Genomic DNA, 19,537 nt, shown 5'->3' on the forward strand with positions numbered 1-19,537 from the left:
TTTTTTCATTTGCTCAGGGCATGGCATCAATGCGCCTGTCTGGCGGCATTATTCTGCTTTGGCGGTGAATTTATAAATCAGCGCGCCGATCACCGCGCCAATAATTGGCGCAACCCAGAACAGCCACAATTGGCTCAAGGCGGCAGTTTCAGCAAAGAGCGCCACACCTGTGCTTCGCGCAGGATTCACCGAGGTATTGGTGACCGGAATGCTGATTAAGTGAATTAAGGTTAAGCCCAAACCAATGGCAATCGGCGCAAAGCCTGCCGGCGCGCGCTTATCTGTTGCGCCCATAATGATAATGAGGAACATGGCTGTCAGCACAATCTCAATAATCAGGGCTGAGGTCATGGAATATTTGCCTGGAGATAATTCGCCAAAGCCGTTGCTGGCAAAACCGCCCGTGCCGCTAAAGCCGGCTTGGCCGCTGAAAACCAAATACAGCACCCAAGCGGCAAGGACCGCGCCCAGCACTTGCGCAACGATGTAGGGAATCAGGTCTTTGCCGCCGAAGCGTCCGCCGGCCCATAAGCCGATGCTGATGGCCGGGTTGAAGTGCCCGCCGGAAATATGCCCCAGCGCATAAGCGCCAGTCAGTACGGTCAGGCCGAAGGCGAGGGCCACACCGGCGAAGCCGATGCCGAGTTCTGGAAAGGCTGCAGCCAGTACTGCGCTGCCGCAGCCGCCAAAGACCAGCCAAAAGGTGCCAATGAGTTCTGCAATATATTTATTCATAAATGCTCCAGTGATGTTATTTTTTAGCTGTTGTTTTGTTTGTGAAAAATAAACTTTTTTTACTTTTATGATGAATAATCATTTAAAACAAGAATATTATAGTAAATCGCATTAACCTGAGGGCAGATTGCTTTGACGCCATTGCTGCGGGGTTTGCCGCTGCCATTGCTTGAAGGCGCGCTGAAATGCGCTCTGTTCTGAATAGCCTAAAAGCAGTGCAATCTCATGCAGGCTCAGATGCGGGTCGCGCAAATACTCTTCTGCCATCATGCAGCGGATTTCCTGCATGCGCTGCTGATAAGAGGTGCCTTGCTGCTGCAAATGCCGCTGCAGCTGCCGCACAGAAATATTCAGCTGAGAGGCAATATGCTCAATCTGAAATAGATTTTTTTGCAGGCCGGTCAAAATGGCTTGCTGCAGCCGATGGTCTGTCTGGGTCGTATGCGGCAGTTTTTCCAGCAGGGAATGCGCTTGCTGAGTCAGCAGCTGCTGCAGGGTCTGGTCTCCTTGCATGAAGGGTTTTGACAGTTCCTGAACCGGCATCAGCACTTGGCTGAAAGGCTGTGAAAAGCGGACTTTGCAGCGGAAATACTGTTCATACAGCGCAACATGCTTGGGCGCGGGATATTGAAAATGCACCTCGTGCAGGCTGATGTCTTTAAAGTCCATAAAATGCTTTAAAAAGCCAACCATCAAGGCAATCGCGATTTCATCGGTGAGCTGGGACGACATCTGCTTGGGCAGGCTCGACCAGCGGATAGACAGCAAATCCTGTTCAGCGCTCACCTGCAGCGGCGTGCCGTCATAGATCAGCCGGTGAAAATCATGGTAGCGGTGCAGAGCTTCGCCTAAGTTTTCACATGACATGGCAATATAGGCAATGATGCCCAGATGCTTGGGCTGCACCAGTTCTGCAATTTCAAGGCCTAAGGCTGGCCGCTGCAGCTGCGCATCCAGCGCTGTCAGCAAGTCGCGCCACAGGCTGTAGTCAAAGCGTTCCAAGTTTTGAATGTGTTCCAGCTGCTCTGGTATGGCGAGCTTTTGCGATTGATAGAAGGCATAAAGCAAATGTCCGAGGCCGCCATAAACAGAGCCGCTATAGTTCTTGAGCTGCTGCATTTTTTTATTTTGAATATTGTCGTAATTTGTCAATGATATAAAAAAAAATAGTCAATATCTAGCCCTGCGCATTCTCTATAGTTGGCTGAAGAGAAGGAGAAATGCAAATGCTGAAAGGTTTTATTGCCGGTTTGATCGTTGCGAATGGATTTGAATGGGTCGCGCATAAATATATTCTGCATGGCACGCACCGGGCTGGAAAGCCGCGCTATAGCCCAGTGCCTGACAGCATGAAATCGCATTGGGAACATCACCGCGAAGTGCGCAAAACAGATTTTCATGACCATGGCTATGTGGAAGGCATCAGCAATTGGCGCACCAAGAATGAAATCATTTCATTGGCCGTCGTGGCGGGGGTATTTACGCCGCTGTTTTATCCGATTTCAAAAGGGATGAGCCTGTCTGTGTTATACAGCGCCTGCAATTATTATTACATTCACCGCCGCGCGCATTTAGAGCCGGAATGGGCGATGAAAAAAATTCCTTGGCATTATGATCATCATATGAATTCCAATCAGGATGCCAACTGGTGCGTCACCAAGCCGTGGTTTGATTATATTTTGGGCACACGGGTGATTTCATCGCCGGAGCTGCAGGAAGGCAACCCGCTGGGCGTCGCCTTGCCGCCGGTTTTATCGGATACTTTGAATTGGGCCGTTAACCGGTTCCGCCCGGCAAAATGGGTCGAAAAGAAAGTGAAAAATATCGAAAATGCAATGGTTTAAAGGAATGCGGAACGGCTGTTTTGTCGCATATGGTCAATAATTTTCAGCTTTATTGTCAATATTGCGCAGATGGGCTTGGGTATGCTGTCAATATCCAAGCGGCCCTGCAGGCTGCCGATAAACTGTTTGTCTATTCCACTGGTCAATTTAAGATAACCGAGCGCTGTACTTTTCTTGGTTTATAGGAGTCTGCGGACTCCTTTTTTTTGCCTGAATGTTGAGTGCGCTCAGTCTTGCATGGATGATTTCTGCTGATCAGTCTGCAGCGCGGTCATCATCCAGCGTCTATTCTAATCTTTGAGATCAGCCGCATAGCGCATGCAGCAGCGCTGGCCTTGCTGCAGCTGCGTGAGCTGCAGAACATGTTTTAAAGCCGGCAGATCGCCATTAAATTCAATAAACGCCGATTGATCCGTTTTAAATTGATAGGCGGCTTCATAGGAATTTTTTCTGCCCCGATTGAACTGAATCTGCCGGAAAAATTCAGCGCATTGACTGAACTGCTGCTGTGAATCCAGCGCTTTTTGATAGCGTCTTTCACGCTATTGATCTAGCCCGAAAATCATCAGCATGAATATGATGCCTTACGTTTGCTGCTGGATGTTGAATACATAAGCCAGCAGGCCAAATGCAATCAGGCAGAAGAAGCCGGCGGCAAACAACGCGGTGTCTAAATACATGCTGGCCGAAATTAAAAAAGAGCGCAGAAGCGCTCTCTTTAATCAATTTTTTATGCTGCTGTCAATTATAAGCGCATTTCAATGCCTTGATCTGCAAGATATTTTTTCGCTTCTGGAATCGTATATTGACCGAAGTGGAAAATAGACGCCGCCAGTACCGCATCTGCGCCGCCTTTTAAAATGCCGTCCGCCAAATGCTGCAAATTGCCTACGCCGCCGGAGGCAATGGTTGGAATGGTCACGCGGTCATTGATATTGCGCATCAGCGCAAGGTCGTAGCCTGCTTTGGTGCCGTCAGCATCCATAGACGTGACCAGCAATTCGCCTGCGCCGAATTCCGCCATTTTCACCGCCCATTCAATCGCGTCAATGCCTGTCGGCTTGCGGCCGCCGTGGGTAAAGATTTCCCATTTGTTGTCGCCGGTTTTTTTCGCATCAATGGCCACAACAATGCACTGCGCGCCAAAACGCTGAGAGGCTTCCTGCACGAATTCTGGGTTATAAATCGCGGCTGAGTTGATGCTGACTTTATCTGCGCCGGCATTCAGCAATAAGCGGATATCTTCCACTTTGCGCACGCCGCCGCCGACAGTCAGCGGGACAAAAACCGATTCCGCCATGCGCTCAACAGTGCGGTAAGTGGTGTCGCGGCCGCTGGAGGTCGCGGTAATGTCCAAGAAGGTGATTTCATCTGCGCCCTGTTCATTATAGCGGCGCGCTACTTCTACTGGATCGCCTGCATCACGGATGTCAAGAAATTGAACGCCTTTCACCACGCGGCCGTTGTCGACGTCGAGGCAAGGAATAATACGTTTAGCAAGCATAATTTTTTCCAATAATTACAGCCGATTATGAAACTCACCCGCTCAAGCGCTACACCTTGGCAGATTGAGCAGGTATTCTATCAAACTTATGTAAGGTTTTTCGCAGGTTTTGTATGTCGGTTTATACCACTTTGACTTTAAAGGAAGTTCAGGATTTCGCAGCGCCGTATGGATTGCAGGTGATAGACCTGATTCCGATTCAAGGCGGAATTCAAAATACCAACTATTTTATCGTCTGTGAAAATCGCCAGCAGTATGTGCTGACCATCTTTGAAGAAATGGATGAGCAGGGCGCCGGCGAACTGGTGCCTGTGCTGGAACATTTGGGCCAAGCTGGGCTGGCGGTGCCTGTGCCATTATCCTATCAGGGCAAGGCCATCCACACGCTCAAAGACAAGCCTGCGCAGATTGCGCCGCGCATGCAGGGAGCGCATCCCATGCCGGCGACACTGGCGCAGGCGGAAGCCATTGCCATCGCTCAGGCCAAAATGCATGTGGCGCTGCAGGACTTTCCTTTGGAGCGCGCCTTCTACCGTGACCATGCTTATTGGCGCCAAGTCTCGCGCGAAGTAAAGCCCAGCCTGAACGAAGCAGACGCGATGCTGCTGAACAGCCTGCTGGGCCTGTATGATGCGCTGACTGCGATGTATCCGGACCGGCCTAAAGGTTTTATCCATTCAGATTTATTCCGTGACAATACTTTGTTTGAAGGCGATGGGCTGAAAGGCATTTTAGACTTTTATGAGCTGAATAAAGATGAATGGCTGTTTGATATTGCCATTACGTTAAATGACTTCTGCACCGACTACCCGGATGTGACACTGAACGAAGCGCGCGCCGTAGCTTTTTTGAATGCTTATGAAACCGTGCGCCCGCTGACGGCGGATGAAAAAGCCTGTCTGGAGCTGTATTTGGCCATGGCGGCAGGGCGTTTCTGGATGATGCGTCTGCAGGTGGCGCAGAAGAATGCCGCGGAAGGCCGTACGGGCGGCGATATTCTGCAGAAAAACCCGGCAGAAATGCGTAATATGCTGATTGAACGCCTGAAGTTTGTAACGGCTTAATTTAGAAAATAAAAAGGAACACATATGCGCGATCAAGGCCGCTTAATTGAATGGTTTGACGATAAAGGCTATGGCTTTATTCAGCCCAATGACAGCGCCAAAGACCGCGTATTTTTGCACATCAAGGATTTTGTCCGCCCCGGCCCGCGGCCTATCGTGGGCTGTGCGCTGGAATATCTGATTATTCTGGATGAGCGCGGGCGTTACCGCGCGCAGCAGGTCACTTATTTGAAAGCGGCGCAAGTGAAGGCCGCACCGAAAAAAGTGAAAGACAATGTGACGCGCATGCCGAAAAAAGTCCCGCTGATGCAGATTTTGTGCATTGCCTATATTTTGGCGCTGGCTGCCTTGAGCATAATGGGGCTGCTGAAAGGGATCGCGCTGCTGGCCATCAGCTTGGTGAATGCCGCCACCTATTGGTTTTATGCGCAAGATAAGGAAGCCGCGCAGCTGGGCAACCGCCGTGTGCCGGAAAATACCCTGCATATCTTGTCTTTTTTAGGCGGCTGGCCGGCGGCATGGCTGGCGCAGCAGCGCCTGCGTCATAAAACACAAAAGCAACCGTTCCGCCAAATTTATTTTTGTACTATAGCATTTAATATATTATTGATTTTATGGCTGATTTCGCCATTCAATCCGTTCAAAAGCTGATTGATGCATAAAAATAGAGAGGGCGCATGAATTATTCCATTGATAAAGATCCGAACCGCAGCTTAACCATAGCGCTGTATGTGCTTTATATCGTTGCCATTTTTTCTGCAGGTTTATTGGCTGTCATTGCGCTGATCATTAACTATGTAAAGCGCAGCGATGTGCAGGGCTCTATTTTTGAGAGTCATTTCACTTGGCAAATCCGCACCTTCTGGTGGTATCTGTTCTGGAACATCCTGGCCTTTGTGCCGTTTTTCTTCTTACTTTTTACCGGTGAAAACCCGAATGTCTTTGCTGGCGTGGCTTTTGGCGCCTCGGCATTTTGTGTGGCGGTCATCGGCCTGTCTTGGATTTGGATTGTCTACCGCGCAATTAAGGGTTTGATTCGCGTCAATGACAATGAAGCGATGTATCAATAATTCATCGCGCAATTCCTATCCTAAAAAAAGCAGCTTCGGCTGCTTTTTTTAGGATAGGGGAAATGTTTCAATCGGTGTGCAGGATGCCTTGCCGGCATTCGGCCTGTAAATATATGCCGGTTTCCTAGCGTATTGCCTTAACTGGATTCTGCTTAAACTTCTTTAGATTGAGGCTGTTTTAAAAATTTTGGCCGCCATTCGCTGACAATGACGCCCAGCACCACCATGCATCCGCCCAGCAGCGCTAAGGCCGGCAGGCGTTCACCGGCAAGGCGGCCAATCAGCGCAGCCCAAACCGGTTCGCCGGCATAAATAATCGCGGCTTGCGAGGGATCGACCATGCGCTGCGCCCAGTTCATCACCAGCTGGATAACTGCGCTGGCGCATCCCAAGGCACATAGCACGGCCACTAAGGGCCATTCTAAAGCAGGGAGATGGGTTTCACCATTCAATGGCGCAATCAGAAAACACAGCAGTGAAGCAAAAGCCAGCTGCAGAACGGTGACCCGGCGCAGATTGACTTTGCTGGCAAAGTAACTGATCAGAATGATTTCAAAAGCAATCGCCACGGAACCAAGCAGCGTAATCAGCTGTCCAAAACTCAGCTGAACAGCGCCCAAGCCATTGCCCGTTAACAAGATTAAGCCCAAAAAGGCGAGGAATACGCCGAGCCAAGTCATGATATGCGGGCGGCTTTTAAAGCACAGCCACATAAACACCGGCACCAGCGGCACATACAGCGCGGTTAAAAATGCCGACTCGCTGCTGCTGATGCTTTGCAGGCCAATGGTTTGCGTGCCATAGCCAATCGCAATCACTGCGCCAATGCAGAAACCGGCAAAAACTTCATAGGCATTAAAGCCTTTTAAATCTTTGCAAGACAGCAGGCTGACCGCAATGGCGGCTGCGGCAAAACGCAGTGCGACAAACAGAATCGGGCTGCTGAAGTTCAGGCCGTATTGCACGGTGATGAAGCTGCCGCCCCAAATCATGGTGATGAGGATGAGGGAGATTTGCGGCGCTTTGCTGTGCAGCCATGTAGAAGAGTTCATGATTGATCAATTTCAACAAATAAAAAAGAGGCCCGCAGACCCCTTTTGATGAAGAGCAAGCGTGTCTTAGAATGCTTGTTCATCCAGCAGCAATTGCGCTTCGCGCAGGTTTAAAGTGCCTTCATAAATTGCGCGGCCAGTGATGGCGCCCAAAATGCCCGGCTGGCCTTTTAAGTTGCGCACGTCATCCAGATTGGTGACACCGCCTGAAGCGATCACAGGCAAGCCTGAGAATTGCGCCAGATTCACAGTTTGCTCCACGTTGACGCCCTGCATCATGCCGTCACGCGCAATGTCGGTATAGACGATGCTCGATACACCGGCATCGGCAAAACGTTTCGCCAGATCCGTAGCTTTCACATCGGTCACGTTAGCCCAGCCATCCGTCGCCACCATGCCGTTCATGGCATCGATGCCTACGATGATGTGGCCTGCAAATTTCTTGCATGCTTCTTCAACAAATTCAGGATTTTGAACCGCTTTAGTGCCGATAATCACGAATGAAACGCCCGCATCTAAATAATGCTCGATGGTTTCCAGTGAGCGGATGCCGCCGCCGATTTGAATCGGCAATTCCGGCTGCGCTTTGGCAATGGCTTCAACCACGGGCTTATGGATTGGCGTGCCTGCGAAAGCGCCGTTCAAGTCAACCAAATGCAAGCGGCGCGCGCCTTCATTGACCCAATGCTGTGCAGTTGCGACAGGGTCGTCAGAAAATACGGTATCGTCTTCCATACGGCCTTGTTTTAAACGGACACACTTGCCATCTTTCAGGTCAATTGCCGGGATGATCAGCATGCTTTCGCTCCTTGCCTAATCTTAAAAAAGAATGTATTGAGCGCCATCTTAGCAAAATATTGTAAATTTTCTAAGCGTCTGATGGCGGTTTTATTTTATTCGGGCGAATCCGCAGTTTGAGCGAGGTGTTCGGAATCTCTTTCGGCAGCAGGCCAAGCTGCAGCAGCTCTTCAAAAATCAGCACCGGCGCATAAGCATCGGCTGCGGCATAGGCAATTTGCTGCGGGCTTAAATGCTTTTTCGACCAGTTGGAGGTGCTGACTGTTTTGCTTTTTGGAAAATTCACCTGAAACAGCAGCGCCATCGCATTTTTCAGCCCGACCGGATTGTCCAAGCCAAAGGATTTAAAGCATTTCGACAGTTCAACCACACTGTTGAGCTCCATGCCTTTTTTACGGAACAGATGCGCATCATTTTTCAGGCCAAAGCCGGTTTTAATTTGATCCCGATTGGCGAATACCGGTTTTAAAAATTCTAAAATTTCATCGCTGACTTGGAATAAATACGCGCGTTCATGCGTTGCCAGCTGGATGAGATGAGGGCCGGTCGCGGTTTCGCCTTTCACAAAAGTCGGTTTAGATTCGGTATCAAAGCCGAACAGGGCAGCGGTTTTCAATTCCGCTTCAATAACGCGGCATTGTGCTAAAGTTTGAATGACCTGAATATTTTGCGCGGGCAAATTTTGAAACAGCGGAAAGGACTGAATTTGGTCTTTACTGGGCAGCGCAGCGGCAGCGGGATTATTCATTGGAATCAAAACTATCTTTTTAGGCAGACTAGCTTCTTTTCAGCGCAAAGGCAAAATAAAACCTGCTGGGCGCAGGTTTTATGTTCTAGGCTGCAGGCCCTTATTGATTTATGGTCATAACGGCGATTAAACCGCCTATAAGCGCCAAGAGCATTAAAATAATATAAATCCACGCCAGCACGCTTTCCCATCCAGCCGTAGGCCTTGGTGCGCCATAATTATTGCTTTGCGTATCGCCGGCGGCAAAAGCTAAATACAGCCCAATGAGGATATTGGCGAAAGGCACTAAAAATAATAGCGACAGCCAGCCGGAGTGGTTGCGGTCATGCAGGCGGCGAATGGCAAAGATAAAGGTAAAATAAATCATGACGATATACAGAATGCCGAAAATAAGCGCGCCGGAGCCGAAATTGCCAGTTTCCATATTGATGAACAGATTGGGAAATATCACGGCTAAGCTGCCGCCGATCAGTATTACCGCAATGGCGAGCAAGCAATTCCAGGCTAAATAGGAAAAGCGTCCAAAACGTCCAGCTGCATTGAGGGCTGAATCATTGACAGGGTTATTCATTATTGTGACCTCTGATTTTTTAATAGAAATATTTGTTGAATAGAAATATTGAATAAGTAATCAGATCATAATGGTTTTTTCTTCTAGATTAAAGAATAGGCAGTCAATAAAAAAGCCCGCCGAAGCGGACTTTTGAATATGTAAAGCCATGTGCTGAGATTTAAATATCCCATTCCACAAAGTTTTTCAGTAACTGTAGGCCTGCGGTATGGCTTTTTTCTGGGTGGAACTGCGTGGCAAACAAGTTTTCCTTGTGGATCGCAGTACAGAACTCCAGGCCATAATCACAGGTTGCAGCCACAATGCTGGAATCTTTCGGTTCGACATAGTAGCTATGCACAAAGTAGAAACGCGCGTCTTGCTCGATGTCTTTCCACATCGGATGGCTTGGGTCTGCCTGATGCACTTGGTTCCAGCCCATGTGCGGCACTTTTAAACCTTCCACTTCAGGAAAGTGTTTCACCACGCCTTCAAAAATACCCAGTGCATCTGCACCGCCATTTTCTTCAGAACGCTGCATTAATGCCTGCATGCCGACGCAAATTGCCAGCACGGGTTTATTGAATGCCGCCTTGCGCACCACCTCATCAATGCCTGCTTCATGCATGCCTTGCATGCAGTCACGCATCGCGCCGACGCCTGGAAACACAATTTTATCAGCTTGGGCAATCAGCTTTGGATCATTGGTCACATCTACCGTTGCACCGACATGCTCAAGCGCTTTGGCCGCTGAGTGCAGATTTCCCATGCCATAGTCAAGAAGGGCGATGCGGGTCATTACAGTGTTCCTTTGGTTGAAGCCACTTTGCCTTCTGCACGCGGATCAACTTCGCACGCCATGCGCAGCGCGCGGGCAAAGGCCTTGAAGACACTTTCAATTTGGTGATGGCTGTTTTTGCCTTTCAAATTGTCAATGTGCAGGGTCATGAGGGCGTGATTGACGAAACCTTGGAAAAATTCTGAGAACAGGTCTACGTCAAAGGTGCCGATGCGCGCGCGGGTAAATGGAATGTCCATCCACAGGCCCGGACGGCCAGACAGATCCACCACCACGCGGCTTAAAGATTCGTCTAAAGGCGCATAGAAATGGCCGTAGCGCTTCAGGCCTTTTTTATCGCCCAGCGCTTGCGCGAAAGCTTGGCCTAAAGTAATGCCGCAGTCTTCTACGGTGTGGTGATCGTCGATGTCGAGGTCGCCGTCACAATGAATATCAATATCAAATAAGCCGTGCCGCTTGATTTGATCAATCATATGATCTAAAAATGGAACACCAGTATTTAAAGTGCCTTGACCGGAACCATCAAGATTCACGCGAACTCGAATTTTGGTTTCGTTGGTGTTTCTTACCACTTCACTGATACGATCGGTCATAGACACGTTCCTCAAATACGTCAAAATGATTGATGTAAAAATGTTTTTCGCCGTGACGAAAAGTCACCGCATATTAGATTGCTCAGGAGGGTTTATCAATGCCTATTACCGTACATGCCTATACTTCTTTAGAAAATGATGAAGTGCGCAGCCAGCTTGAGCGACTGTATGACACCAGCCCTGAATTTAGCGACGGTGCAGATGCGATTGAGCAACTGGAGCAAAACTTAACTCAGTATACCCTACTTTATACTGCAGAATTTAATACCAAACTGATCGGCGCAATTTGGTGTACGGGGCAGGGCGAAAGCAAAACATTAGAATACATTGTAGTGCATCCAGCCAACCGCGGGCGCGGGGTGGCGGAAAGGCTGGTGAGTGAAGCCTGCCGCATGGAAGAAGAAAAGGGCGTGAAAGTGTTTGAACCGGGCTGCGGCGCCATTCACCGCTGTTTAGCGCATTTGGATAAAATTTAAATTGCATGCTGCAGGCGGATCAGAAAAGGCGGCCGGCGGGCCGTTTTTTTATCGCCGCACTTTATCGTCACACAATGGAATCAGGATTAATTGCTTGAGATTTAAATAAAAAATAAGCAAATGCCGGAATTTTTGCTGTAAAAGTAAACAAATGATGCGAAAATGAAATCTGATGCTTGACGTCATGGCGCTTAAACTGTTTAATACGCGACATCGGCGTGATAGCTCAGTAGGTAGAGCAACGGATTGAAAATCCGTGTGTCCCCAGTTCGATCCTGGGTCTCGCCACCATATTCAAAACTGATTTAAAGTTTCAATCCCTGATCCCATCAGGGATTTTTTTTGTCTAAAAAAAATACATTCAGTAAAAATATTGATGATTTAGATTGACTAATGCCGGCAATTACGGCTTAATACACCGCATCGGCGTGATAGCTCAGTAGGTAGAGCAACGGATTGAAAATCCGTGTGTCCCCAGTTCGATCCTGGGTCTCGCCACCATATTTAAAAAGCCTCAAACAGTGTTTGGGGCTTTTTTATGCCTTCAATTTGCTGGCTGCTGTGATGAAAAGCCTAAAAAGATTGATCCACCATAGAATTTTTATAAAGCCGCCGTATTTTTCAAGCGCCATAAACAACAGAAGAAGGCTGATAAGCTTGCGCGGGACTTAAAATACTGAATCAATCCCAGACCCAAAAATGAAATAGCCCCAGCAATTGAAAAGGCTTCACGACTGCGACCATCTGACTATTTTGCCTGTGTCCAAATTCAGTTAAGTTGGCTAAAACCGCACAAGGCGGATGATAAGAAAGCACAGCGGCGGCAGATGGCTGCAAAGCAAAGGATGCATGCATGAAAGATTTATTTTCCGACAACAGTCAGCTGTATCAGCAAGCGCGTCCGGATTATTCCGCGGATATTTTAGAGGCGATTTTAAACTGCGTGCCTGAACGCCAGCTGGCATGGGATTGCGGCGCGGGCTCGGGCCAGTTTACCCAATGGCTGGCGCCGCATTTTCAGCAGGTGCTGGCGACTGATCTGAGCGCAGCGCAATTGGCGCAGGCCAAAGCCCTAGAAAATATCACCTACCGCGCGGCGCCCGCTGAACAGTCTGGACTGCCGGATCACAGTGCAGATTTGGTTACCGTGGCGCAGGCGGTTCATTGGTTTAATTTTGATGACTTTTATACCGAAGTGCGCCGGGTGCTGAAACCCAATGGCAGTTTGGCGGTGATTGGCTATGGCTTGATTGAAGCGCAGGACGCTGAGCTGAACCAGCTGATTCAGGCGCTGTATTTTGACACGCTGAAAGGCTATTGGGATGCTGAGCGCCGCTATGTCGATGAGCTGTATCAGACCATTCCATTTCCCTTTGCGGAGCAGCCAGTCCCAGCGCTGTCGCTGAATTACTGCTGGAGCGCGCAGCAGCTGCTGAACTACTTTAATACTTGGTCGGGTCTGAAGCATTATATCAAGCAGCAGGGGCAGAACCCGCTGGCGCGGCTGGAAGCGTTTTTTGCCCAGCAGCCTGCAGAGGCATTATATGCCATTGGATTTCCGGTGCTGCTGCGCATAGGCAAGCTGCAATAAAAAGGGGGCCAATAGGCCTGCTGCCATGAGATAGAACAGTGCGTGCATGACGTGCGGTAGCATGCCGTCTGTCAGAGAAACGCAGAGGATTTGGCGCTTTCTTGTACAATATAGAGATTCATCAGATGTTTCATCTTTTCCATCTTTGAATTGAGTGCAGTGATATGAATCTCCCAAAACCATTCGGCGCGGCAATTTGTGCGCTGACCGGCTGTATTTCAGCTGCAGCCTTTGCTGCAGAGCAGCCGAAAGAACAGCAGGATGCAGCAGTGCGTTTGCCTGTGCTGACAGTCATGGCTGAGCGTGAAATGCGTGAAGAAACCGTTGTTGAGCCGTTTCAGCAGGAAACTGGGCGCCGTAAAGCGCTGCAGCACCGTGTCATGCAGCTTGAAGGCGATGCGCAGTCGTTTACTGTTGATCCGACCGTCGTAGCCAATCTGGATATCCTGCCTGTGCCTGCAGTGGATATGTCGGGCTTGTCTCCCGCTTTGCAGCAGCATGTGCTGAATATTGCCAGCGGCTTGCAGTCGTCAGATCCGCGCAATGGCCTCTACATCATGCTTCAGCCTTTTGGCATGGACCGCAATGCAGTGAATGTGCAGATCAGCCGTGACCAAATCAATTTAGGCAATATCGACCGTTCTTTGCTGAATAGCGCGCCGCAAAAGTAAAGGCTGAAGTTTTAAATTCAAAACTGAAAAATCCGCAATCTGTTTGCGGATTTTTTGCTTTAGACCACGGTTTTCTGCGCTTTTTAGGCTCAATCTGTTTTGAATTCAAATTTTCTGCCCCCATTTTTTTTAAATTCAAAACAGGTTTGAGCTTTCTAAAAAGTTTGAATTTAAATATTGAAGGGCATTTATTGATGAATTATTCGCCATTTTGCGTATTTGGACTTAAACTGAAATAAATGAGATTCGGAGCGTTTTATGCCGCGTATCCTGATTATGTTAACCGCCGCCACGGTGCTGATTTTTGGCGGCATGTTTTATCAGTATCGTGCCCAGCAAAAAGAGCTGGGCCAGCTGCATAGCTATCAAACTGTTCTGCTGGAAAAAACAGAGGAAATTTTTCATCAGGCCAAAGACCCTGAAAAACCGATTCAAGTCGATCTTAATGACCCTCGGCTGCAGGAGGATTATCAAGTGATGGCGAAGTTTGTGCTGACGCAGATGCTGCAAAGCGCTGAAGCGCGCAACAGCTATATCCGTGAGCTGAAAGCGCTGGATTGGGATCATTTTTTGGATATCGACCGTTTAAGCGCAGATAAAAAGCAGGGCTATCAAGCGACTGAAGATATGCTGAAAAATGTCCATGCAGCTGTAGACCGCTATGCGCAGAAAACGCAGCAGTTTGAGCAAAATGGTCTGGCGCAGGCCAAAAATCTGCCGATTAAAAGTAAATACCGGCATCAGCTGGCGCAAAGCCTCAGAGACAGCCAGCGCAGCGATGATGCGCATGCACTATTTGAACTGGAAAAGCAAAGTTTAGCCAAAGCGGATGCCATTTTCAGCGTATTGAAAAATAACAAATGGGAAAAGCGCGGCAAGACCTTTATGTTTTATGACGATGCGCCTTTAGCGCAGTTTAATGCGTTGTACAAAGAAATTTTGGCGCTGAATCAGCAGATGAAGCAGGTCAGCGCGCAAAATCGCGAAGAGATTACCGGGAAGCTCTAAGCCTCGAGCATAAAGAATCCATAGTGCGAAAGTTTGCCTGTTTTGTCATGAAGCATTCAACTTGAGGGTTTAGTCTGGAACTGCTGAGCAATGATTGATTTCTATAAAGCAGGTAACAGCATGAAAAATGTTCGCGCTATTGATGATATCCCGCAAGTGTATGCTGATTTTTTAGCGAATCGGCAGTATCCCAAATTGGAAAGCTTAAATAACTGGGGCAAAAACCGGTTCTTTTTCAGTACATATTTTTATTTAATTGAAGACTGGCATTATACAGAACAAATCGTGATTAAATTGAATGAAGATTACTTCAGTTTAGATACCGCCCATGCGCCGGATTTTATGGATCAGGCGCGCTATTTGCCATGGCTTCTGGGCGAACTGCAGGCTTAAGCGCTCGTTGGCTGTGGTTGATTTCTGGCTAAGCTTAAGAGCTGAAAATCTGATTTTTTATGAAAAATATCTGGCTACAGATTGATTGGCTATTGGATGCGGACATAAAAAAAGATGCCATCAGGCATCTTTTTTTAACGGCTCAATTTTAATTAAGCAGCTTTTTTCTTAAACCAAGAGAAGAAGCCTTTTTTCTCTTCAGTTTGCGCTTTTACCGCTTCAGTTTTTTTCTCTGCACATTGTTCTGCACATGCTTCTTTTACTTCAGCAGTGATTGCTTCAGTTTTTTCGGCAGCAGCTTCTTTGATTTCAGCTGTTTTTTCAGCAACGGCATCTTTTGCATTTACAGCAGTTTTAACGGTTGCGTCTTTGGCTGCAACAGCTTTCGCCGCAGCGGCTTCTTTTGCGTTTACGGCAGTTTTAACAGTTGCGTCTTTAGCTGCAACGGTTTTCGCTGTAACAGTATCTTTAGTGTTTACAGCAGTTTTAACAGTTGCATCTTTAGCTGCAACGGTTTTCGCCGCAGCGGCTTCTTTTGCGTTTACGGCAGTTTTAACAGCCGTGTCTTTTGCTTCAACTGTTTTTACTGCAATAGTTTGTGCAGCGGTTTCAGTGGTTTTTTCAACAGCAGCAACGGCTTTTACAGTGTCTGCTTTCACTTGTGCAATAGGGTTTGCTGTTTGAACAGCTTCAGCAGCCATAGCAGAGGTTGTACCAGTAACTAGAGCAATAGCCATAGCAGTTTTAATCGCATTCATGGGTAGCATCCTGAATTTTGAGATTTGATTAGAGGGAGAACGGACTATGTTAATGCTTATGAAATATGGATTTAGGATGGTGGCTATTGAATGCGCTAATATTGTGTGAATATTCGCCTATATTTACAAAGAGATAACATTGTTTTTGAAGATGAATAATTTGAATGGTTCAAGAGGTGCAATGCTTACTGCGGTTTTACTGTCCCCCGCAAGATTATTATTATAAGAAATATCAACTGACGCCCACCCATTCTGAAATTTTAGCCGCAACGCCATATTTGCAGGGTGGTCGTGCGCTGGATGTCGGCTGTGGGCAGGGGCGTAACAGTCTGTATTTAAATCAGCAGGGTTATGAGGTTGATGCGTGGGATGTGAATCCACAAAGCTTGCAAAAACTACAGCAGATTATAGAAGCTGAGGGCATTCAAAAGATTCATGTGCAACAACGTGACCTCAATGCTGACCAGAGCATTACAGGCAAATATGACTTTATTTGCTGTACGGTGGTGATGATGTTCTTGGAAGCCAAAACTGTAAAACCTTTGATTCAGCAGATGCAGCAAGCTACGAATATCAATGGCTTTAACCTGATCGTTTGTGCGATGGATAGCGATGACATACCTGCACAGCCAGACTTCCCGTTTACCTTTAAAGCAGGGGAGTTAAGTGCGCTGTATGAAGGGTGGAAGATTGTGAAATACAACGAAAATGTCGGGGAATTGCATCGGGTCGATGCGGAAGGGAAGCGGATTAAACAGCATTTTGCAACGTTGTTGGCGCAGAGAACTGATTAACCTCCCCAATTTTTCAGTTAAATTATTGTTTTATATTTTTTTAATTTTAAAAATTAAAATTTTTCTATCTGATTTAGGGTGACAGCTTAGGTCGCTCATGTTAAAAATAGTATAGATATTTAAGTTATTCAGCCTTTATAAAAATATTGATTTATGGATAATACGTCGACACTTATTTTATAAGTGCTTTTGGGTTTTTAAGTTTGTTTTAGTGAAAATGGAGGTGTTGTATGAATGCTCTAGCTTTTGCTAACTATATTATTTGGTTCGTGAATCAAAATTTTCCGAATACTAGTTTTACACATGTGAAATTACAAAAAATTCTTTACTATGTTTATTGTGATTTTTTGAAGAGTGGCTTCCCGATTTTTGATGACCAAATTGAAAAATGGCAATATGGACCGGTAACTCCTAGTGTCTATAATACTTTTCGTTCGTATGGATTTAGCCGTATTACTACGCCTGAAACACCAGTTCACTTTGTGAATGATGAGAATGGAATTCGTTTTGAAAGGGAGCCGTTTGATCCCGAATTACTAGACCTAACAGTTGATCAAAGACAAAGGTTAAATTTTATTATTACAAGTTTAGTAGATAAAGAAGCTTTTGAATTGGTTGAATTAACTCATCAAGAAAATTCTTGGCTTAGAGCTGAGCAAGCTATTAAAAATGGTGATAAAAATATTCCTTACTCTGAAGAAGAGTTGCGAAATGAAAGCTTTGACATTGAAGATGTGATTAATTAGGTGTTGTGTGGATAATCAACAATTAATATTTTTATCACTTTATCAATTAGTTGAGTCACATCTTGATCCGTTGAGAATGACTGAGGGTTTACAGGATCAGATTCTTCAGTCATTTTTATTTATTTGTGAAGATAGAACTTTTATTGATGACTCTTCTGGTGAAACTTTTTATTCAATACCTTATCAAGAAATTACAGAATGTATCTATGCTCATGATTTTGAAGTGTCAGATGAATTAAACAGTGTAATTGAAGGGCTTATTGAACCATTAAAGAAATTATTGAAAATAGATGGATTATCTTCTGAAGAACTGAAGTTAAAGGAAAATAAGGAAGCTGTTCATAAATTAAATGCTTATAAAAGATTTGTATCGCATATTCAATTAGCTGTATGTCAGAAAAAATTCATTGGTAAACAGGTGCTTGATGTTGTTTTGCAGGTTAATCAAATCAAACAAGATAATAAAAAGCTAACCAAAGATTTATCTGATTCCAAAAGGAATATTTCAGAATTAAAAGCTGAAATATTGGGGCTACAGAATGATTTAAAAGATGGGAAGCAACTTCTAAAAGACTCAAGAGATATTATCCTATCTTCTGTACGTGATGCTAAATCTGCAAATAGCGAGGCATCTTCTGCCAAAAATAGTGTTCAAGAAATTAAGATTACGTTAGATGATGTTCAAAAAGAAACTACACAAGCATTAGAGTCTGCACGTAAAGCCCAAAAAGATGCAGAAGACTCTAAAACCCAATTCGTTACTATTTTAGGTATTTTTGCTTCGATTATTGTCGCTTTATTTGGTGGTATGAGCCTTGTAAAAGCCGCAGTTGAATTACTAACAAACGATGGTAGCCTTCCTGTTTTTGTATTTGTTGTCGCGGTTTTATTATTAAGTTTTACTATTTTATTAGTATTTCTAACTAGCTGGATTACATCATTAAATACTAAAGAAGCTAGTAGTTATAATTTGATGAAAGGAATGATATTTATTGGATTGTTGAGTGCAATCGCTGTATCAGGTGCATTCATATTTACACTGAAAGATTCTAAATCTAGTGATTTAAAACAGCAAAAGACAGATATTGAATTTAAAATTTCAGCTGATAAAACGAATTAAAAAAACCCCGCAATAAGCGGGGTTTCTTTTCTCACGTATTTAAGAATTAAACACGTTCGATAATGGTCGCGATACCTTGACCTAGACCAATACACATGGTCGCAAGACCGATTTGTGTATCTTGCTGTTCCATCACGTTCAACAACGTAGTTGTGATACGTGCACCTGAACAGCCCAATGGGTGACCAAGCGCAATTGCACCACCGTTATGGTTCACGATGTCTTGCTTGTCATAAATGCCTAAGCCTTTAAGTACAGACAAGCCTTGTGCAGCGAACGCTTCGTTCAATTCAAACGTTTGAATGTCAGCAAGTGACAAACCAGCACGTTTTAATGCTTTTTGCGTTGCTGGAACAGGACCATAACCCATGATCGCAGCGTCACAACCTGCAACCGCCATAGAGCGAATCACAGCACGCGGTTTAAGACCAAGTGCTTGAGCACGTTCAGCAGACATTAATAACATTGCAGAAGCACCATCAGACAACGCTGAAGAAGTCGCCGCAGTTACCGTACCGCCTTTCGGGTCGAATACTGGACGTAATGCTTGGAACGCTTCAAGGTTAGCATCTGGACGAATCACTTCATCGACATCGCACAGGATTTTGAAGCCATTCTGGTCATGGCCTTCAACACCGACGATTTCATTTTTGAAACGGCCTTCTTGCGTTGCAGCCCAAGCGCGGCGGTGAGATTCCACACCAAACGCATCTTGTTCTTCACGGCTGATGCCGTTCATGCGACCGAGCATTTCAGCGGTTAAGCCCATCATGTTCGACGCTTTTGCATAGTGCTTAGACGCTTCAGGGTTGAGGTCAACGCCGTGCATCATCCCGACGTGGCCCATGTGTTCTACACCACCAATGATGAAAATATCACCTTGGCCAGTCATGATTTGCGCAGCCGCAGTGTGGATTGCTTGCATCGAAGAACCACAAAGACGGTTAACTGTTTGACCTGCAACAGTCTTCGGAAGATCAGCCAGTAAGCCGATGTTGCGCGCAATGTTCAGACCTTGTTCTAGGGTTTGGTTAACACAGCCCCAGATCACATCTTCAACTTCGTTGACATCAAACTGGTTACGGGCAACAAGCGCACGAACTAATTCAGCAGATAAGCTGTCAGCACGCACGTTACGGAACATACCATTTTTGGTTTTACCCATTGCTGAACGTACGCCATCAACGATGACAACGTCACGCGGATTTAAAGTAGCCATTCAC

General features: G+C 46.4%; 22 protein-coding genes, 2 tRNA genes and 1 pseudogene. 14 read left to right on the top strand and 11 right to left on the bottom strand.

Going from position 1 to position 19,537, the window contains the following annotated elements; translation table 11 throughout:
- Positions 1-48: 48 nt before the first annotated feature.
- Positions 49-735: an aquaporin Z gene (gene aqpZ / locus ACE3T3_RS06575; protein WP_374665235.1), complete on the bottom strand. Its 687-nt coding sequence runs from the start codon at positions 733-735 to the stop codon at positions 49-51.
- A gap of 111 nt (positions 736-846) precedes the next feature.
- Positions 847-1,854, bottom strand: coding sequence for an AraC family transcriptional regulator ligand-binding domain-containing protein (locus ACE3T3_RS06580; protein WP_374665237.1), 1,008 nt, complete (start codon positions 1,852-1,854; stop codon positions 847-849).
- A 107-nt stretch (positions 1,855-1,961) separates the two neighbouring features.
- On the opposite strand from ACE3T3_RS06580, the gene ACE3T3_RS06585 reads away from it, so the two are divergent.
- On the top strand, positions 1,962-2,579 hold the full coding sequence (locus ACE3T3_RS06585) for a hypothetical protein (RefSeq protein WP_374665239.1): 618 nt from the start codon (positions 1,962-1,964) through the stop codon (positions 2,577-2,579).
- A gap of 745 nt (positions 2,580-3,324) precedes the next feature.
- Here ACE3T3_RS06585 and hisF read toward each other — a convergent pair.
- A complete protein-coding gene (gene hisF / locus ACE3T3_RS06590) occupies positions 3,325-4,086 on the bottom strand; it encodes an imidazole glycerol phosphate synthase subunit HisF (RefSeq protein WP_374665318.1) in 762 nt (253 codons plus the stop codon).
- Positions 4,087-4,196: 110 nt separating this feature from the next.
- Here hisF and ACE3T3_RS06595 point away from each other — a divergent pair, with 110 nt between their 5' ends.
- The 3 genes from ACE3T3_RS06595 to ACE3T3_RS06605 are packed head-to-tail and all read left to right on the top strand — an operon-like array spanning position 4,197 to position 6,217.
- The gene (locus ACE3T3_RS06595; RefSeq protein ID WP_374665241.1) at positions 4,197-5,147 is read left to right on the top strand and encodes a homoserine kinase; all 951 of its coding nucleotides are present in this window, start codon (positions 4,197-4,199) and stop codon (positions 5,145-5,147) included.
- A 24-nt stretch (positions 5,148-5,171) separates the two neighbouring features.
- Positions 5,172-5,798 (top strand): DUF1294 domain-containing protein, encoded by a 627-nt coding sequence (locus ACE3T3_RS06600; RefSeq protein WP_374665243.1) that lies wholly within the window; start codon positions 5,172-5,174, stop codon positions 5,796-5,798.
- A gap of 26 nt (positions 5,799-5,824) precedes the next feature.
- Positions 5,825-6,217: a DUF4870 family protein gene (locus tag ACE3T3_RS06605; RefSeq protein ID WP_374665245.1), complete on the top strand. Its 393-nt coding sequence runs from the start codon at positions 5,825-5,827 to the stop codon at positions 6,215-6,217.
- A gap of 152 nt (positions 6,218-6,369) precedes the next feature.
- On the opposite strand, the gene ACE3T3_RS06610 is transcribed toward ACE3T3_RS06605, so the two are convergent.
- The 6 genes from ACE3T3_RS06610 to hisB all read right to left on the bottom strand — a co-directional run bounded on the left by ACE3T3_RS06610 (position 6,370) and on the right by hisB (position 10,757).
- Positions 6,370-7,269, bottom strand: a complete 900-nt coding sequence (locus tag ACE3T3_RS06610) for a DMT family transporter (RefSeq protein WP_374665247.1) — start codon at positions 7,267-7,269, stop codon at positions 6,370-6,372.
- A 66-nt stretch (positions 7,270-7,335) separates the two neighbouring features.
- Positions 7,336-8,067, bottom strand: a complete 732-nt coding sequence (gene hisA / locus ACE3T3_RS06615) for a 1-(5-phosphoribosyl)-5-[(5-phosphoribosylamino)methylideneamino]imidazole-4-carboxamide isomerase (RefSeq protein ID WP_374665249.1) — start codon at positions 8,065-8,067, stop codon at positions 7,336-7,338.
- Between the two features lie 70 nt (positions 8,068-8,137).
- The gene (locus tag ACE3T3_RS06620) at positions 8,138-8,815 is read right to left on the bottom strand and encodes a 3'-5' exonuclease (RefSeq protein WP_374665251.1); all 678 of its coding nucleotides are present in this window, start codon (positions 8,813-8,815) and stop codon (positions 8,138-8,140) included.
- A gap of 100 nt (positions 8,816-8,915) precedes the next feature.
- Complete coding sequence (locus tag ACE3T3_RS06625; RefSeq protein ID WP_374665253.1) at positions 8,916-9,386, bottom strand: DUF805 domain-containing protein; 471 nt, start codon at positions 9,384-9,386, stop codon at positions 8,916-8,918.
- Positions 9,387-9,546: 160 nt separating this feature from the next.
- The gene (gene hisH, locus ACE3T3_RS06630) at positions 9,547-10,164 is read right to left on the bottom strand and encodes an imidazole glycerol phosphate synthase subunit HisH (protein ID WP_374665255.1); all 618 of its coding nucleotides are present in this window, start codon (positions 10,162-10,164) and stop codon (positions 9,547-9,549) included.
- Entirely contained in the window at positions 10,164-10,757 is a 594-nt protein-coding gene (gene hisB / locus ACE3T3_RS06635; RefSeq protein ID WP_374665257.1) for an imidazoleglycerol-phosphate dehydratase HisB, read from the bottom strand. The genes hisH and hisB overlap by 1 nt, the downstream gene beginning before the upstream one ends.
- Positions 10,758-10,855: 98 nt before the next feature.
- Between hisB and ACE3T3_RS06640 the strand changes: the two genes are divergently transcribed.
- The 7 genes from ACE3T3_RS06640 to ACE3T3_RS06670 all read left to right on the top strand — a co-directional run bounded on the left by ACE3T3_RS06640 (position 10,856) and on the right by ACE3T3_RS06670 (position 14,896).
- Complete coding sequence (locus ACE3T3_RS06640) at positions 10,856-11,233, top strand: acetyl-CoA sensor PanZ family protein (RefSeq protein WP_374665258.1); 378 nt, start codon at positions 10,856-10,858, stop codon at positions 11,231-11,233.
- Between the two features lie 215 nt (positions 11,234-11,448).
- A tRNA-Phe gene (locus ACE3T3_RS06645) sits at positions 11,449-11,524 on the top strand.
- Positions 11,525-11,658: 134 nt separating this feature from the next.
- Positions 11,659-11,734 (top strand) — tRNA-Phe (locus ACE3T3_RS06650).
- 352 nt (positions 11,735-12,086) lie between these two features.
- On the top strand, positions 12,087-12,824 hold the full coding sequence (locus ACE3T3_RS06655; RefSeq protein WP_374665260.1) for a class I SAM-dependent methyltransferase: 738 nt from the start codon (positions 12,087-12,089) through the stop codon (positions 12,822-12,824).
- Positions 12,825-12,988: 164 nt separating this feature from the next.
- A complete protein-coding gene (locus tag ACE3T3_RS06660) occupies positions 12,989-13,495 on the top strand; it encodes a hypothetical protein (RefSeq protein WP_374665262.1) in 507 nt (168 codons plus the stop codon).
- Between the two features lie 258 nt (positions 13,496-13,753).
- Positions 13,754-14,503 carry a hypothetical protein gene (locus tag ACE3T3_RS06665; RefSeq protein WP_374665264.1) on the top strand — a complete coding sequence of 250 codons (750 nt, stop codon included), beginning with the start codon at positions 13,754-13,756 and terminating at the stop codon, positions 14,501-14,503.
- A gap of 120 nt (positions 14,504-14,623) precedes the next feature.
- Positions 14,624-14,896, top strand: coding sequence for a hypothetical protein (locus ACE3T3_RS06670; RefSeq protein ID WP_374665266.1), 273 nt, complete (start codon positions 14,624-14,626; stop codon positions 14,894-14,896).
- A gap of 152 nt (positions 14,897-15,048) precedes the next feature.
- Here the strand turns inward: ACE3T3_RS06670 and ACE3T3_RS06675 are convergent, their stop codons facing one another.
- Positions 15,049-15,654, bottom strand: coding sequence for a hypothetical protein (locus ACE3T3_RS06675; protein WP_374665268.1), 606 nt, complete (start codon positions 15,652-15,654; stop codon positions 15,049-15,051).
- Positions 15,655-15,836: 182 nt separating this feature from the next.
- Between ACE3T3_RS06675 and tehB the strand changes: the two are divergent.
- The 3 genes and pseudogenes from tehB to ACE3T3_RS06690 form a co-directional block, all read left to right on the top strand.
- Positions 15,837-16,448 (top strand): annotated as a pseudogene (gene tehB / locus ACE3T3_RS06680) (tellurite resistance methyltransferase TehB); the annotation flags it as partial.
- Between the two features lie 230 nt (positions 16,449-16,678).
- A complete protein-coding gene (locus tag ACE3T3_RS06685; protein ID WP_374665270.1) occupies positions 16,679-17,194 on the top strand; it encodes a Panacea domain-containing protein in 516 nt (171 codons plus the stop codon).
- Positions 17,195-17,201: 7 nt separating this feature from the next.
- Positions 17,202-18,314 carry a hypothetical protein gene (locus ACE3T3_RS06690; RefSeq protein ID WP_374665272.1) on the top strand — a complete coding sequence of 371 codons (1,113 nt, stop codon included), beginning with the start codon at positions 17,202-17,204 and terminating at the stop codon, positions 18,312-18,314.
- Positions 18,315-18,360: 46 nt separating this feature from the next.
- Here ACE3T3_RS06690 and fadA read toward each other — a convergent pair whose 3' ends face one another.
- Entirely contained in the window at positions 18,361-19,533 is a 1,173-nt protein-coding gene (gene fadA / locus ACE3T3_RS06695; RefSeq protein WP_374665274.1) for an acetyl-CoA C-acyltransferase FadA, read from the bottom strand.
- Positions 19,534-19,537: the final 4 nt, after the last annotated feature.

This window comes from Acinetobacter sp. (genome assembly GCF_041919735.1).
Classification (GTDB): domain Bacteria; phylum Pseudomonadota; class Gammaproteobacteria; order Pseudomonadales; family Moraxellaceae; genus Acinetobacter.

Bases quoted from the DNA above. Each gene is read 5' to 3' on its own strand.
- aqpZ (WP_374665235.1), bottom strand. From the start codon at position 735: ATGAATAAATATATTGCAGAACTCATTGGCACCTTTTGGCTGGTCTTT.
- ACE3T3_RS06580 (WP_374665237.1), bottom strand. From the start codon at position 1,854: ATGCAGCAGCTCAAGAACTATAGCGGCTCTGTTTATGGCGGCCTCGGA.
- ACE3T3_RS06585 (WP_374665239.1), top strand. From the start codon at position 1,962: ATGCTGAAAGGTTTTATTGCCGGTTTGATCGTTGCGAATGGATTTGAA.
- ACE3T3_RS06595 (WP_374665241.1), top strand. From the start codon at position 4,197: ATGTCGGTTTATACCACTTTGACTTTAAAGGAAGTTCAGGATTTCGCA.
- ACE3T3_RS06600 (WP_374665243.1), top strand. From the start codon at position 5,172: ATGCGCGATCAAGGCCGCTTAATTGAATGGTTTGACGATAAAGGCTAT.
- ACE3T3_RS06605 (WP_374665245.1), top strand. From the start codon at position 5,825: ATGAATTATTCCATTGATAAAGATCCGAACCGCAGCTTAACCATAGCG.
- ACE3T3_RS06610 (WP_374665247.1), bottom strand. From the start codon at position 7,269: ATGAACTCTTCTACATGGCTGCACAGCAAAGCGCCGCAAATCTCCCTC.
- hisA (WP_374665249.1), bottom strand. From the start codon at position 8,067: ATGCTGATCATCCCGGCAATTGACCTGAAAGATGGCAAGTGTGTCCGT.
- ACE3T3_RS06620 (WP_374665251.1), bottom strand. From the start codon at position 8,815: ATGAATAATCCCGCTGCCGCTGCGCTGCCCAGTAAAGACCAAATTCAG.
- ACE3T3_RS06625 (WP_374665253.1), bottom strand. From the start codon at position 9,386: ATGAATAACCCTGTCAATGATTCAGCCCTCAATGCAGCTGGACGTTTT.
- hisH (WP_374665255.1), bottom strand. From the start codon at position 10,164: ATGACCCGCATCGCCCTTCTTGACTATGGCATGGGAAATCTGCACTCA.
- hisB (WP_374665257.1), bottom strand. From the start codon at position 10,757: ATGACCGATCGTATCAGTGAAGTGGTAAGAAACACCAACGAAACCAAA.
- ACE3T3_RS06640 (WP_374665258.1), top strand. From the start codon at position 10,856: ATGCCTATTACCGTACATGCCTATACTTCTTTAGAAAATGATGAAGTG.
- ACE3T3_RS06655 (WP_374665260.1), top strand. From the start codon at position 12,087: ATGAAAGATTTATTTTCCGACAACAGTCAGCTGTATCAGCAAGCGCGT.
- ACE3T3_RS06660 (WP_374665262.1), top strand. From the start codon at position 12,989: ATGAATCTCCCAAAACCATTCGGCGCGGCAATTTGTGCGCTGACCGGC.
- ACE3T3_RS06665 (WP_374665264.1), top strand. From the start codon at position 13,754: ATGCCGCGTATCCTGATTATGTTAACCGCCGCCACGGTGCTGATTTTT.
- ACE3T3_RS06670 (WP_374665266.1), top strand. From the start codon at position 14,624: ATGAAAAATGTTCGCGCTATTGATGATATCCCGCAAGTGTATGCTGAT.
- ACE3T3_RS06675 (WP_374665268.1), bottom strand. From the start codon at position 15,654: ATGAATGCGATTAAAACTGCTATGGCTATTGCTCTAGTTACTGGTACA.
- ACE3T3_RS06685 (WP_374665270.1), top strand. From the start codon at position 16,679: ATGAATGCTCTAGCTTTTGCTAACTATATTATTTGGTTCGTGAATCAA.
- fadA (WP_374665274.1), bottom strand. From the start codon at position 19,533: ATGGCTACTTTAAATCCGCGTGACGTTGTCATCGTTGATGGCGTACGT.